The sequence below is a fragment of the Actinotalea solisilvae genome (genome assembly GCF_016464425.1).
Lineage (GTDB): Bacteria > Actinomycetota > Actinomycetes > Actinomycetales > Cellulomonadaceae > Actinotalea > Actinotalea solisilvae.
In genome coordinates this window covers 1-13,564 of the sequence record NZ_JADDKQ010000010.1, presented here as the reverse complement: position 1 = coordinate 13,564, position 13,564 = coordinate 1, and the positions used below count along the sequence as shown (strand labels likewise).

Below are 13,564 nucleotides of genomic sequence, written 5' to 3'. Positions count from 1 at the left end.
AGACAGGCAGGACGGAGGACGTGATGCGCGAACCGAGCGAGCTGTACACGGTCGACGAGGACGTCGCACGCGACCTGACCGTGCGCGCCGACGCCGGCCAGGGACCCGTCCTGCTGCACATGGTGCGGGGCTTCGTCGACGCGGGCAACGCCGGTCAGCTCTCCGCGGAGCACCTCACCGAGCGCTTCGGCACGCAGCGCCTCGCGACGTTCGACGTCGACGCCCTGCTCGACTACCGCTCGCGTCGCCCCACGATGGTCTTCGACTCCGCGACCTGGGCCGAGTACGAGGAGCCCTACCTCGCGGTCGACGTCGTGCGCGACGGCGAGGACGTCCCCTTCCTGCTCCTGCACGGCACGGAGCCGGACGTGCAGTGGGAGCGGTACGTCGCCGCGGTGCGCGAGATCGTCGAGCGCTTCCGCGTCCCGCTGGCGGTCGGCGTGCACGGCATCCCCATGGGCGTGCCGCACACGCGGCCGCTCGGGGTCACCGCCCACGCGAGCCGGCCCGAGCTCGTCGCCGAGCACGCGTCCTGGTTCGGCCGGGTCCAGGTCCCTGCGAGCGCGAGCGCGCTGCTCGAGTTCCGCCTCGGGCGCTGGGGCCACGACGCGATGGGCTTCGCCGTCCACGTGCCCCACTACCTCGCCCAGTCGTCCTACCCGCAGGCGTCGCTCGTCGCGCTGCAGCAGGTCGAGCGTGCGACCGGCCTCGAGCTCGACCTGGCGGCGCTCGAGGAGCCCGCGCGCGAGGCGACCGAGGAGATCGAGCGCCAGGTCGAGGGCTCCGAGGAGATCGCCGCCGTCGTGCGCGCGCTCGAGGAGCAGTACGACTCCTTCTCGCGCGCGATCGGCCGGCCGAACCTGCTCGCCGAGCAGGCCGAGATCCCCACCGCCGACGAGCTCGGCGCCGAGTTCGAGAGGTTCCTCGCCCAGCAGCAGGGCGGCGACGGTCCTGACCGCTGAGCCGCCCGCCCGCCCCGCCCGGCGTGCCCGAACCCTCCGGGGCGAGGCGCGCACACCCGGGCGACGACGCGACCCCGGGCGCGACGCCGCCCGGCGCGCGGACCGGACGCACCGGGGCGGCCCGCGCCGCCGCGCAGGGCCCGGCGGTCCTCGCGGCCGCGTTCGCCGCCTACGCGGTCGCCGTCCTGCACCGCGGGTCGCTCGGCGTCGCCGGGGTCGAGGCGACGGAGCGCTTCGGCGTGGGCGCGACGGTCCTGTCGACGTTCGTCGTGGTCCAGCTCGGGGTGTACGCGGCGCTCCAGGTGCCCGCCGGCGTCCTGCTCGACCGGTTCGGCTCGCGCGCGATGATCGGGACGGGCGCCGTGCTCATGGCGACGGGCCAGCTGCTCCTCGGCCTCACCGACGGCCTGGGCGCCGCGTACGCCGCGCGCGTGCTCATCGGCGCCGGCGACGCGGCGACGTTCATCTCGGTCATCCGCCTCGTCGCCGCGTGGTTCCCGCCGCGCCGGGTGCCGCTGCTCACGCAGCTCACGGGCATCGTCGGGCAGAGCGGCCAGGTGCTCGCCGCGGTGCCGCTCGTGGCCGTCCTCGACCTCGCGGGCTGGACGCCGGCGTTCGTCGGGCTCGCCGCCGTGGGCGTGCTCGCGTCCGTCCTCGCGTGGGGCGTGGTCCGCGACGGACCGCCCGGCACGGTCGTGCGGAGCAGGGGCGGGGTCGTCGCTCCGGTGCGCGAGGTCGCCGCCGTCCCGGGCACGTGGCTGGGGTTCTGGTCGCACGCCCTGAGCCAGTTCTCCCTCACCGTGTTCGTGCTCCTGTGGGGCTACCCGTTCCTCACGGCCGCGCAGGGGCTCTCGCCCGCCGCCGCGGGTGGCCTCCTCACGCTCAACGTCCTCGCCGTCGTGGCGTCCGGGCCGGTCGTGGGGGCGCTGACCGGACGGCACCCGCTGCGCCGTTCGTGGATGGTCATCGCGATCGCGCTGGCGACCGCCGCGGCCTGGGCCGCCGTCCTGCTGCACCCGGGCCGCAGCCCCATGTGGCTGCTCGCCGTGCTCGTGGTCGTCCTCGGCGTCGGCGGCCCGGGGTCGGCCATCGGCTTCGACTACGCGCGCACGTTCAACCGCAGCCCGCGCCTGGGCACGGCGACCGGGCTCGTCAACGTGGGCGGTTTCGCGATGGCCGTGCTCTCCGTGCTCGCGGTCGGGATCGTCCTCGACGTCGCCGCGGCGCGCGGCGCCGAGCCCCTGTCGCTCGAGGCGTTCCGCCCCGCGTTCGCGGTCATGGTGGTGCCGTGGGCGGTGTGCTTCGTCGGCGTGCTCGTGAGCCGGCGCGCCACGCGCCGCGTCATGGCCGCCGCCGGCGTCGTCGTGCCGCCCGTCCGCGAGGTCCTCGCGCGTCGGCGCGGGGCGCGGGCGGTCGACGGGCTGGGGACGGACCGGCCCCGTCGTTGAGGCGCGGCGCGCCGGGCGTCGGTGCGCCAGGCGCCCGTGCGGCGGCTCCTTGCGACGTCCGCGGCCCCCGGCCGCGTCGGGTGCGCGGACTCTGGCGCGCGCCGAGGCCACCGTGCCATGCTTCCGATGTTGCTAGCGCTGGGCCTGTCCGCCACTGGAGGACGTGGGTACGAGCACTGCGGCGCGAGGACCGGGCACAGGGCCGGGTCATCAACGTCCCCCGGATGGACAGAAGGACAGGAACAGCATGGCGCAGGGATCTGTGAAGTGGTTCAACGGCGAGAAGGGCTACGGCTTCATCGCCCAGGACGGCGGCGGCGCCGACGTCTTCGTGCACTACTCCGCCATCGAGACGCAGGGCTACCGGACGCTCGAGGAGGCCCAGCGGGTCGAGTTCGAGATCACCCAGGGTCCCAAGGGCCCGCAGGCCGAGAAGGTCCGCCCGCTCTGAGCGAACCGTCCGTCGACGAGGCCGCACCCCCACCCCGGGGTGCGGCCTCGTCGCACGAGAGGGGCGGGACGCAGCGGCCGAGCGCCGGCGGCCGCGGGCGTCAGGCCGCGTCCGGGTCCCCGTCGTCGTCGGGCCCGGCGACCTCGGGCGCCACGTCGCGCAGCGGGGGGACGGTCCCCGCGAAGGCTGCGAGCTCGTCGTCCTCGAGGAGCGCCGCGGGGACCGGGAGGCTCCGCAGGCGGCGCGCGAGACCGCGACGTCCCTCGGCCGCGGCGGGCCCGCCCGGCGCGCGCCCGCCCACGACGAGGTTGCCGTAGCGCCGCCCCCGCAGCTGGCCCGGCTCGGCGACGAGCAGGGCGTCGTCGAGCGCCGCCCGCACCGTCGCGACCTCGGCGCGGGCGACCGCGAGCGGCGGCCGGTCCGCGACGTTCGCGAGGTAGAGCCCGCCCGGCCGCAGGACGCGCACGACCTCCGCGAGGAACTCGCTCGTCGTGAGGTGCGCGGGTGTGGTGTCGGGCGCGAAGACGTCCCGGACGACGACGTCGGCGGAGGCGGCCGGCAGCGCCGCGAGGACCTCGCGGGCCTCGCCCGGGCGCAGCCGCAGGCGCGGCGAGCGCGGGAGGGCGAACCAGCGCCGGACGTGCTCGAGCAGCACCGCGTCGACGTCGACGGCCACCTGGTGAGAGCCCGGACGCACCGCGTCCAGCCACCGCGGCAGCGCGCAGCCCGCGGCCCCGAGGTGCACCGCGTCGAGGGTCGTGTCGGTGGTCTGGGCGATGATCGCCGCCATGTGCTGCATGTACTCGAACTCGAGCCACGTCGGGTCGTCGAGGTCGAGGTGGGAGCTCGGCACGCCGTTGACGTACAGCGTCACGCTGCGCGGGTCGTCGGGGGAGCGGCGCACCTCGGCGGTGCCCGTGGCGATCCGGACCGGGCCCTCCGGCAGGTCCGGCGCCGCCTGGGCGGCGCCCGCGGCCCGTCCGCCGCGCCCGTGGCGACCTCGGGCGGCGGGGCGGTCAGGCATGGCGACCACGCTAGTCTTGACGGGAGTCGAACAGGTGTTCGACACTGGACCCAGGAGGTGACCGGGATGAGCATGCACGTCGTCGACCGTCAGGTCGGGCACACGGAGGAGCCCCGGTTGGTCCCCGCGTCCGCGCACGAGCTCCTGCGCCGCAGCGACGCCGAGCTCGTCGCCGCCCAGCTGGCGGGCTCGCCGGACGAGCGCTTCGTCCACGCCCACCTCGCGGCGCTCCGTGCCGGGGCCGCGATCCTCGAGGTCACCGGACGCCCGCGGCGTCGCCCGGTCCCGCGCACGGTCTGGGACATGGTCGCGGCCGTCGCCCCCGAGCTCGAGGCGTGGACGTCCTTCTTCGCGGCGGGCGCGCCCGCGCGGGCCGCCGTCGAGTCGGGGCGTGAGGGCGTCGTCGACGTCGACCGCGCCGAGCGCACGGTCGCGGCCGCTGAGGACTTCCAGGACGTCGTGCGGCGGCGCCTGCTGGCCGACGCGCCCGAGCAGGGCCGGCTGCTGCTGCACGCCTCCTGAGAGGATCGAGCCATGAGCCGGAGCAGCACGCCGTCGCCGCCACGGTGGCGCTCGTGAGCCGCGCGGCACCGCCCGCGGGCGTCCGGCGCAGCTGGGGGACGGAGGAGGACGGCGCGTCGATCCTGCACGTCGACATGGACGCGTTCTTCGCGTCGGTCGAGCTCGTGCGGCGTCCGGACCTGCGCGGGCGCCCGGTCGTCGTGGGCGGTGACGGCCGCTCGGTCGTCCTCGCGGCGACCTACGAGGCGCGCGCGTACGGCGTCCACTCCGCGATGCCGATGGCCCAGGCCCTGCGACGCTGCCCGCACGCCGTGGTCCTGCCGCCGGACCACACCGCCTACCGGGCGGCGTCCGCGGCGGTCATGGAGATCCTGCGGGACGTCACGGCGCTGGTCGAGCAGGTCAGCGTGGACGAGGCGTTCCTCGACGTCTCGGGCGCGCGGCGACGCCTCGGACCGCCCACCGCGATCGCCGCGCTGGTCCGCGAGCGCGTGCGCTCGCGCCTCTCGCTGCCGTGCTCGGTCGGCATCGGCGGGACCAAGTTCGTCGCGAAGCTCGCGTCGGGCTTCGCCAAGCCGGACGGCGTCCTGCTCGTCCCGCGCGCGGCGACCGTCGAGTTCCTGCACTCCCTGCCGGTCGGCGCCCTGTGGGGCGTGGGGGACCGGACGCGCGAGGCGCTGGCGCGGTGGGGGATCACCACGGTCGCCGAGCTCGCGGCCACCGACGTCGCCGTCGTGCAGCGCGCCGTGGGGCGCGCGTCGGGCGCGCACCTGCACGACCTCGCGTGGGGCCGTGACCCGCGTCCCGTGGTGCCCGAGCGGCAGGAGAAGAGCATCGGGGCGGAGACGACCTTCGAGCAGGACACGGCCGACCTCCGCGTGCTCGAGGGGCACCTGCTGCGCCTCGCGGACCGCTGCTCGACGCAGCTGCGGGACCGGGGCCTGGTCGCGCGGACCGTGAGCCTCAAGGTGCGCACCGAGGACTTCAGCACGCTGAGCCGGTCCCGGACGCTCCCCGTCTCCACCGACGTCGGCCGCGAGCTGTACCTCGCCGCCCGGGACCTGCTCGCGGGCACCGACCTCGGTGGACGCCGTGTCCGCCTGGTGGGCGTGCGCGCGGAGGGTCTCGCCGAGGCGGGTGCCCGCCAGCTCACGCTCGAGGAGGCGGTGGACGACGCGTCGGACGCGCGGCGGCGCGCTGAGCAGGCCATGGACGAGGTCCGGCACCGGTTCGGGGCGCGCGCGGTGCGTGCCGCCACCCTGACGGCGGCACCTCCCGCCGTCTCAACTACCGCTCCGGGCAGCGGCGACCTATCCTGAGTCCTGTCCCCGTCCCACCGGCAGCGCGGAGGTAGCGATGCCTCTGTCCGAGTACGAGCAGCGCGTACTGGAGCAGATGGAGCGTCAGCTCACGTCTGACGACCCCAAGCTGGTGAACACCTTCCAGGGCGGTGGCACGCGGACGGTCAAGCGATGGCTGCTCACCGGGGCCGGCGCCGTCGCCGGCCTCACGGTTCTCGTCATCGGCGCGGCCACGAGCCAGCCGCTCGTCGGGGTCCTGGGGTTCGTCGCGATGTTCGCCTCGGTCGTCCTCGCGTTCTCCCCGCCGCGTCGCAAGGGACCGGCGGGGATCGTCATGGAGAACGGCGCCACGCGCCCGCGACCCAAGGGACGCAGCACCTCGCCCGGCTTCATCGCGCGCTTCGAGCAGCGCTGGGACCGCCGGCGCGACGAGCGCGGTCGCTGACCCGCTCGCACGGCCCGCACCGGTTCGGCCAGCCCCAGCCCGGGGCGATGCCTCGGGTCGGCGCCCGGACGATGCCTCGGGGGCGACGCCTGAGGGTGATGCCTGAGGGTCGGTCCGCAGCACGAGGCCTCAGCGTGCGCTGACGGTCTCCCGCTCCGGCTGGGGCACGAACACCCGGTGCACGGCCTCGACCCAGCCCTGGAGCTCCTCGACGTCCCAGACGCCCGGGGCGGGGGCGTAGCGCGTCGACTCGACGGTCGCGACGAGCCGCCCGAGCGCCTCGAGGGCCTCGGCGCGCTCGAGGGGGTCGCGGTCGGAGCGCTCGACCCGCTCACGGAGCAGGTCGCCCACCTGGCGCGGGGTCATCGCGTCGCTCCACGTCACGCCGGCCTCGGTGAGCTGCGCGCGCAGGTGCCCCCACCACCCCTCGGGGTCGGTCGGCAGCCGCGGGTGCCGCCGCCGGCGGCGGGCCCGCAGCGCGAGCACCGTGGCCGCGGCCAGGACGAGGACGAGGCCCGCCCCGGCGAGCACCAGCCAGGTCGGGACGGTGGCCGACCCGATGCCCACCTGGCCGCCGCCGCCCTGCTGCTGCTGCTGGGGCGCGACCGCGCCCGGTGAGAGCGACGGTGCTGCGCTCTGCGTCGCGGCCTGCTCCTCGGGCGTGACCGGGAGGCCCGCGAACGGGTCCGCGTAGACGGGCGGCGCGCCGGTCTGGACGGCGGGCGTCGGCTCGAAGCGCACCCAGCCGGCGTCGGCGAAGTACAGCTCGGGCCACGCGTGCGCCTGGCGCCCCGACACCACGAACTCCCCGCGCACCTCGGTGCTCGGCGACCCGGGCAGGAACCCGACGGCGAGCCGTGCGGGGATGCCCAGGGCCCTGGCCATGACGGTCATGCCGGTCGCGAACTGGACGCAGTACCCGCTCTTCTGCGTGAGGAAGTCCCACACCGCGTCGTCGGTCTCGGGCGGGGGCAGCTCGGTGTCGTAGCGGAAGTTGCGGATGTCACGGAAGTAGGACTGCAGCGCGAGCGCCTGGTCGTACGTCGTCGTCGCGTCCGCGGTGAGCTCGGCGGCGAGCGCCCGGATCTCGGCCGCGAACGGGGAGTCGGGCAGCACGAGCGTCGGGTCGTCGGACGCGACCCCCGCGGCCTCGTCCTGCCGCAGCGCGTCGGGGCTGAGGTCGCGCGCCGCGATCGTGACCTCGTAGGAGAGGCCGCGCGTCGACGTCGACCGGGACCCGACGACCTCGTCGCGCAGCGGGTCGTAGAGCCACGTGCCGGCGACGTCGACCGCGCGCGGCTCGGTCGGGATGGGCAGCCGGTCCTGGGAGAGCTCGCCGACCCGGACGCTGAGGCGGGAGAGCTCCTCGGGCGGCGGCGAGCCCGCGTCCTGCGGCCACAGGACGCCGTCGGTCGCGGCCAGGTCCTCGGGTGCGGCCGGGGTGTCGCCCCGGTGCCACTCCCGGCCGTCGAAGTCGCTCATCGTGTACATGCGCAGGGGCCCGACCGACGGGGCGTCGGTGGTGTACGTGAGCACGGGACGGTCGGACCGCTGACCGAGGCTCGAGCGCATGTCCAGGTCGGTCGACAGGCGCAGGGGCCCGTCGATGCCCGCGGGACCCCACGACCCGGGTAGGCGGACCGAGCCGAAGAACGGCAGCGCCGAGGCCACGGGGCCCGACGCGAGCGCGAGGACGCAGACGACGACGGCCGCGGCGAGCGCCGGCAGCGCGTCCCGGGACTCGGTCGCGGTCCGTCGCGTGCGGGGCCGCGTGAGGCTCAGGAGCATGAGGTAGGTGACCCCGCCGAGCACCATGAGCACCACGCCGGGGTCCCGCTCGAACAGGATCGTGGGCAGCCACACGCCGAGCAGGGGGAGTCCCGCGAGGCCGGCGCGCCCGAGCCCGAGGGCGAGCAGGTCGGTCGCGAGGACGACCGCCGTCGCGCCCGCGACCACCAGCAGCTCGAGCCCGCGTGAGGGCTCGACGGGGATGCGCCCCTCGACGATCGCGTCGACCCCGCTGCGCGCGAGGCGCACGAGGCGGTCGAGCGTGTCCGGGGTCGGCAGCGGAAGGCCGGGCGTGGTCCCCGTCCCGCCGTAGAGCGAGACGAGCACGACGACGCCGGTGGCCAGGCCCCAGCCCGACGGCGCGAGCCGCGCGCGGCCGACCGCCCGGGCGACCGCGACGACCCCCGCGACCAGCACGACGACGAGCGCGCTGACGGCGCGCCAGGGCCCCGGCGCGAGCAGACCGGTCATGGTCCACGTGCCGACCGTTGTCGCGAGGGCGACGAGGGCCGCGCCGACCCACGCCTGCCGCCCGCCGACGGCCGCGACGCCGTTCACCGGCCCACCCCGACGCGCTCGTCGGAGTCGAGCAGGCGGTGCCAGCAGACGGCGACGTCCTCGCCCGGCCGGACGGCGCACGCCGTCCAGCCCGCGCGCCGCAGCGCGCGCAGGGTCCTCGCCTCGTCGGCGGACATGGGCTCATCCTCGCCGCCGTGGCCCGTCCGCACCATGGCCCAGCCCATGTTCGCATCACCCACGCGCGCGAGCGACGCGAGGGCGTCCGGCTCGAGCGCGCCGACGACCGCGAAGACGAGCTCGGCGCCGCCGCCCTGCGCGCCGAGGGTGTCCACGGCGGTGCGCAGCCAGGCCGTCCGGGTGCCGAGGTTCGACGGCCGGGTGAGGTCGACCGTCTGGTCGAGCAGCGCGTCGGCGCCGGCGCCGTCGCCGTCGGAGCGGTGGTGGTCGGGCCCCGCGCCGAGGACGTCGCCACCGAGCAGCCGCACGTGGTGCCCGCCCGCGAGCAGGGCCATGGCGATCGACGCGCCGACGGAGATCGACCACTCGGCGGCGGCGTCCTCCTGCGGCAGGTCGAGCAGGACGCTCGCGGGCCGGCGGCCGGCACGCTCGTCCTGGCGCACCATGAGCTGCCCCCGCCGGGCACTGCTGCGCCAGTGGACGCGTCGCAGGTCGTCGCCCGAGCGGTAGTCGCGCAGCGACGCGTCGTCGGCCGCGGGGGTGCGGGCGCCGAGGGAGAGCCGGTCGACGTCCGTGGACGCCGCCGCGTTCGACGTGCCGAGGTGGGCGATCGCCGGGCGCACCGCGACGAGCATGGGGTCGCCCAGGGAGCCCGACCACCGCGCCACGCCGAACAGGTCGCGCCGCTGGACCTCGAGCGGGCCGACGGGCCAGCGACCGCGCCGCTGCGGGTCGACCGGGTAGGTGAGGGCGAGCCGGCCCGCGGAGCGCTGGACGCGGGCCCGCAGCGCCGTGGGCCCCGACAGCTCGCGCGCGGCGCGCTCGGCGATCTGGAGCCGGTCGAGCCGGTGCGCCCCGCCCGCGGACGTCAGCTCGACCCGGACGACCGCCGCCTCGCCGACCGTGACCGGGTGCGGCGCGACGCGTCGCACGAGGCGCAGCCCGCCGCGGTCCTGCGCCCGCGCCTCGACCGCGAGCCACGTGACGGCGACGACCACGACGAGCAGCAGCAGCGCGCCGACCTGCGTGACGATCCGCACCCCGGTGAGGGTGCCCGTGACGACGGTCACGAGGCCGAGCCCGGCCAGCGCGACGCCGCGCGCCGTCGGGCGCACCCCGCGCAGCGCGTCACGCACGGGTCAGCCGATCGCGCGGCGGTCCGGCGCGCTCGCGCGGGACGCCGGCAGCCGGGTCCGCGCGAGGATCGCCTCGAGGGTCTCCTCGACGCTGCGGCCGGACAGGCGCGCGTCGGTGCTCGCGAGCAGGCGGTGGACGAGGACCGGGGCGGCGAGCTCCTGGACGTCGTCGGGTAGCACGTGGTCGCGGCCCGCCATCGCGGCCGACGCCTTGGCCGCCCTCAGCAGCTGGATCGCCGCGCGCGGCGACGCGCCCAGGCGCAGCATCGGGTCGTTGCGCGTCGCGTCCGCGAGGTCCACGACGTACTGCTTGATGCCGGGAGCGGCGTAGAGCCGGCGCGCGACGTCGATCATCGACGAGAGCTCGGCGATCGTGGCGACCGGCGTGAGGTGGGCGAGGGGGTCGACCGCCTCCTGCCGGTCGAGCATCTCGACCTCGGCGGACCGCGAGGGGTAGCCCACGCTCAGGCGCGCCATGAAGCGGTCCCGCTGGGCCTCGGGCAGGGCGTAGGTGCCCTCCATCTCGATGGGGTTCTGCGTGGCGATGACGAGGAACGGCCGCGGCAGCTGGTACGTCGTGCCGTCGATCGTCGTCTGCCCCTCCTGCATGCACTCGAGGAGGGCGGACTGCGTCTTGGGCGAGGCCCGGTTGATCTCGTCGCCGATGACGACGTTGGCGAACACGGGCCCGGGCCGGAACTCGAACTCGTGCTGCTCCTGGCGGTAGATCGTCACGCCGGTGAGGTCGCTCGGCAGCAGGTCGGGCGTGAACTGGATGCGGCCCACGGAGCAGTCGACCGAGCGCGCGAGGGTCTTGGCGAGCGTCGTCTTGCCCACGCCGGGGACGTCCTCGAGGAGCACGTGCCCCTCGGCCAGCAGCACCGCGACCGTGAGCCGCACGAGGTCCGGGCGACCCGTGATCACGGTCTCCATGGCCGTGCGGATCCGCTGGGAGGTCGTGGCGAGGTCGTCGACCTCGCGTGCTGTCGGCAGTGCGTGCATGGCGACCCCTTCGTCCGGACTGGTCGAAGCGTAGGTGACCGGGCGGCGCGGGGGCGACGCCCGGACGGGCGGGCCCGTCGCGACGCCGCGGGCGGCGCGGCGGAGGGGCGTCGGGACGGTGCCCGAGGACGCGCCCCCGGCGCCCCCCACTTCGCTCCACCCCCGCGGCGGCGGGTGCCGTGGTCCGGGCGCCCCCCGCACGCCGACCGCGGCGCCGGGCGTGCGCCGGGCCTGCGGGTCGGTGCCGCGCGGCGCGCCGGGAGCCCTGGCCCTCCACGATCCTCCACCGCCTCTCACCTGCGGTGATGCCCTCGCGAACGGGTGAAACGCCGCTCGCTGCCCTTGCTGGTGGAGGAAAGTGGAGTACCGTGGAGCCACCTGGGGAGCGGTGGGCGTGCCCGGGGGAGCACGGAGGGAGGCGACGTGGCGAACGAGTCCGCGCCGAGCCCCGGCTCCTACGGCACGTACAGCCCCTTCCTGGGCACGTACACGCCGCGCCTCGACGACAAGGGCCGGCTGATCCTTCCCGCCAAGTTCCGCGCCCAGCTCGCGTCCGGCCTCGTCGTCACGCGCGGCCAGGAGCGCTGCCTGTTCGTCTTCCCCGTCGAAGAGTTCCGGCGCATGCACGACCAGATCCGCCAGGCCCCCGTGACGAGCAAGCAGGCCCGCGACTACCTGCGCGTCTTCCTCTCGGGCGCGCACGACGAGGTGCCGGACAAGCAGGGCCGGCTGTCCATCCCGGCGGGCCTGCGGACCTACGCGGGCCTCGACCGCGACGTCGCCGTCATCGGCGCGGGCACGCGGGTGGAGATCTGGGACGCGACGGCCTGGGAGACGTACCTCGAGGAGCAGGTCAGCCACTACGCGGACACGGCCGAGGAGGTGTTCCCCGGTGCCTTCTGAGTGAGGGCACCCCGGTGCCGGTGACGTCCCGCTGACAGCCACCGCACGACGAGGTCTCTCCCCGCCCGCTCTGGCGCACTTCCCCGGCGCCAGAGGGGCTGCGGAGGGAGACCTGGTCGGGCGGCGGAGGGCCTCCCGACCAGCACCGCCGTCCCGGCCCCGCCGGGACGGACCACACGGCCCCACGGGGCGGCACGACGAGCAGGACCCGAGCAGCAGGAACCCGAGCAGGAGCAGGAGGTGAGATGAGCCAGGACCGCCCGACGGCCGACCGGCACGTCCCCGTCCTGCTCGAGCGCTGCGTCGAGCTCCTCGCGCCCGCCGTGGGTGCGCCGGGCGCCGTGCTCGTCGACCTCACCCTCGGCATGGGCGGGCACACCGAGGCGCTCCTGGCGCGGTTCGCGGACCTGCGCGTCGTCGGCCTCGACCGGGACCGGCAGGCGATCGCGCTCGCGAGCGAGCGCCTCGCGCCGTTCGGCGACCGGTTCACGCCCGTGCACGCGGTCTACGACGAGGTGCTCGACGTCGTGCAGGACGTCGTCGGGCGGCCCGTGCAGGGCGTGCTCGGCGACCTGGGCGTGTCCTCGCTCCAGCTCGACGAGGCCGAGCGCGGCTTCTCCTACGCCCACGACGCCCCGCTCGACATGCGCATGGACCCGAGCACGGGCCCGACGGCGGCCGACGTGCTCAACACCTACGCCGAGGCGGACCTCGTGCGGGTCCTGCGCCAGTACGGCGAGGAGCGCTTCGCGCCGCGGATCGCGCGCACCGTGGTGGCACGCCGCGCCGTCGCGCCGCTCGCGCGCACCGCGGAGCTCGTCGACATCGTCCGGTCCGCCATCCCGGCCGCGGCGAGGGCCACCGGCGGCAACCCGGCCAAGCGCACGTTCCAGGCGCTGCGCATCGAGGTCAACCACGAGCTCGAGGTGCTCGAGCGGACGGTGCCGGCAGCGCTCGAGTGCCTGGCGGTCGGCGGACGGATCGTGGTCATGGCCTACCAGTCGCTCGAGGACCGCATCGTCAAGCGCGCGCTCGCCCGGGGTGCGACGTCGAGCGCGCCTGCCGGCCTGCCCGTCGAGCCGGCGACGCACCGGCCCTACCTCGAGCTGCTCACGCGCGGCGCCGAGCAGGCCGACGACGCCGAGCTCGCCGCCAACCCGCGGTCCGCGTCGGTGCGCCTGCGCGCCGCCGCGCGGCTGCGCCCGACCCCCGACCACCTTCGCCAGCACACCCCGAGGTGGGCCGCATGAGCGCCGTCCAGCAGTCCGCCGTCCCCGTCGCGCGCCCGGGACGGCCGTCGCGCGACCCCTCGACGTCCGGCTCGCCGCGCCGCGACGTCCCGCCCCGGCTGCGGGTCGTCCGGGCCCCCGCGCAGGCGCGGACGCGCGCGCCGTTCGTCGTGACGTGCATGGCGCTGCTCGCGGGCTCGCTGCTGGGCGCGCTGCTGCTCAACACGTCGATGGCGCAGGGGGAGTACGAGCGCTTCGCGCTGCAGTCCCGGCTGGCCGAGTCGGCCCAGGTCCAGCAGCGGATCACCACGGAGCTGCGGCTCGCCGAGTCCTCGGCGCAGCTCGCGGCCGCCGCGTCCGCCCTCGGCATGGTCCCGACGACGCACGGGGCCTACCTGCGCCTCGCCGACGGCGCCGTGCTCGGCGACCCCGTCCCGGCGGGAGCCGGCGGATGACCCCCGCGGACGGCACGCGGCGCCGGGCCTCCGACGGACCCGGCACGCCGGGCCGCCCCCGCACGTCGGTGCGCGGGTCCGCGACGCCCGCCCCGGGTGCCGGCGCACGCGAGGCGGCTCGCCCGGCCCGCCGCGCGAGCGCCCCGGGCGGCGGGCCGACGCCGATGCCGCGCGGGACCGGCCCGTCGGGAACCGCGAGCCG

Annotated in this window: 13 protein-coding genes; 9 read left to right on the top strand and 4 right to left on the bottom strand. The window is 76.5% G+C overall.

Going from position 1 to position 13,564, the window contains the following annotated elements:
* Nucleotides 1–23: 23 nt before the first annotated feature.
* From JIG38_RS10425 to JIG38_RS10415, 3 genes are all read left to right on the top strand, one after another.
* Nucleotides 24–962 carry a proteasome assembly chaperone family protein gene (locus JIG38_RS10425; protein WP_199423752.1) on the top strand — a complete coding sequence of 313 codons (939 nt, stop codon included), beginning with the start codon at nucleotides 24–26 and terminating at the stop codon, nucleotides 960–962.
* 23 nt (nucleotides 963–985) lie between these two features.
* On the top strand, nucleotides 986–2,410 hold the full coding sequence (locus tag JIG38_RS10420; protein WP_199423751.1) for an MFS transporter: 1,425 nt from the start codon (nucleotides 986–988) through the stop codon (nucleotides 2,408–2,410).
* A gap of 247 nt (nucleotides 2,411–2,657) precedes the next feature.
* A complete protein-coding gene (locus JIG38_RS10415; RefSeq protein ID WP_199423750.1) occupies nucleotides 2,658–2,861 on the top strand; it encodes a cold-shock protein in 204 nt (67 codons plus the stop codon).
* A 100-nt stretch (nucleotides 2,862–2,961) separates the two neighbouring features.
* Here the strand turns inward: JIG38_RS10415 and JIG38_RS10410 are convergent, their stop codons facing one another.
* Nucleotides 2,962–3,885 carry a spermidine synthase gene (locus JIG38_RS10410; RefSeq protein WP_199423749.1) on the bottom strand — a complete coding sequence of 308 codons (924 nt, stop codon included), beginning with the start codon at nucleotides 3,883–3,885 and terminating at the stop codon, nucleotides 2,962–2,964.
* A 66-nt stretch (nucleotides 3,886–3,951) separates the two neighbouring features.
* Here JIG38_RS10410 and JIG38_RS10405 point away from each other — a divergent pair, with 66 nt between their 5' ends.
* The 3 genes from JIG38_RS10405 to JIG38_RS10395 are packed head-to-tail and all read left to right on the top strand — an operon-like array spanning nucleotide 3,952 to nucleotide 6,153.
* Complete coding sequence (locus tag JIG38_RS10405) at nucleotides 3,952–4,407, top strand: SAV_6107 family HEPN domain-containing protein (RefSeq protein ID WP_233404801.1); 456 nt, start codon at nucleotides 3,952–3,954, stop codon at nucleotides 4,405–4,407.
* Between the two features lie 53 nt (nucleotides 4,408–4,460).
* Nucleotides 4,461–5,726: a DNA polymerase IV gene (locus JIG38_RS10400; protein ID WP_307844795.1), complete on the top strand. Its 1,266-nt coding sequence runs from the start codon at nucleotides 4,461–4,463 to the stop codon at nucleotides 5,724–5,726.
* A gap of 37 nt (nucleotides 5,727–5,763) precedes the next feature.
* Nucleotides 5,764–6,153: an SCO2097 family morphological protein gene (locus tag JIG38_RS10395; RefSeq protein WP_199423748.1), complete on the top strand. Its 390-nt coding sequence runs from the start codon at nucleotides 5,764–5,766 to the stop codon at nucleotides 6,151–6,153.
* 129 nt (nucleotides 6,154–6,282) lie between these two features.
* On the opposite strand, the gene JIG38_RS10390 is transcribed toward JIG38_RS10395, so the two are convergent.
* The 3 genes from JIG38_RS10390 to JIG38_RS10380 are packed head-to-tail and all read right to left on the bottom strand — an operon-like array spanning nucleotide 6,283 to nucleotide 10,775.
* Nucleotides 6,283–8,499 (bottom strand): transglutaminase TgpA family protein, encoded by a 2,217-nt coding sequence (locus JIG38_RS10390; RefSeq protein ID WP_199423747.1) that lies wholly within the window; start codon nucleotides 8,497–8,499, stop codon nucleotides 6,283–6,285.
* Nucleotides 8,496–9,773 carry a DUF58 domain-containing protein gene (locus JIG38_RS10385; protein ID WP_307844794.1) on the bottom strand — a complete coding sequence of 426 codons (1,278 nt, stop codon included), beginning with the start codon at nucleotides 9,771–9,773 and terminating at the stop codon, nucleotides 8,496–8,498. Before JIG38_RS10385 ends, JIG38_RS10390 begins: the two co-directional genes overlap by 4 nt.
* Nucleotides 9,774–9,776: 3 nt before the next feature.
* Nucleotides 9,777–10,775, bottom strand: a complete 999-nt coding sequence (locus tag JIG38_RS10380) for an AAA family ATPase (protein WP_199423746.1) — start codon at nucleotides 10,773–10,775, stop codon at nucleotides 9,777–9,779.
* A gap of 423 nt (nucleotides 10,776–11,198) precedes the next feature.
* On the opposite strand from JIG38_RS10380, the gene mraZ reads away from it, so the two are divergent.
* From mraZ to ftsL, 3 genes are all read left to right on the top strand, one after another.
* The gene (mraZ, locus tag JIG38_RS10375) at nucleotides 11,199–11,678 is read left to right on the top strand and encodes a division/cell wall cluster transcriptional repressor MraZ (protein WP_199423745.1); all 480 of its coding nucleotides are present in this window, start codon (nucleotides 11,199–11,201) and stop codon (nucleotides 11,676–11,678) included.
* Nucleotides 11,679–11,923: 245 nt separating this feature from the next.
* Nucleotides 11,924–12,928: a 16S rRNA (cytosine(1402)-N(4))-methyltransferase RsmH gene (rsmH, locus tag JIG38_RS10370; RefSeq protein ID WP_199423744.1), complete on the top strand. Its 1,005-nt coding sequence runs from the start codon at nucleotides 11,924–11,926 to the stop codon at nucleotides 12,926–12,928.
* On the top strand, nucleotides 12,925–13,362 hold the full coding sequence (ftsL, locus tag JIG38_RS10365; protein WP_199423743.1) for a cell division protein FtsL: 438 nt from the start codon (nucleotides 12,925–12,927) through the stop codon (nucleotides 13,360–13,362). Before rsmH ends, ftsL begins: the two co-directional genes overlap by 4 nt.
* The last annotated feature ends 202 nt before the right edge of the window (nucleotides 13,363–13,564 follow it).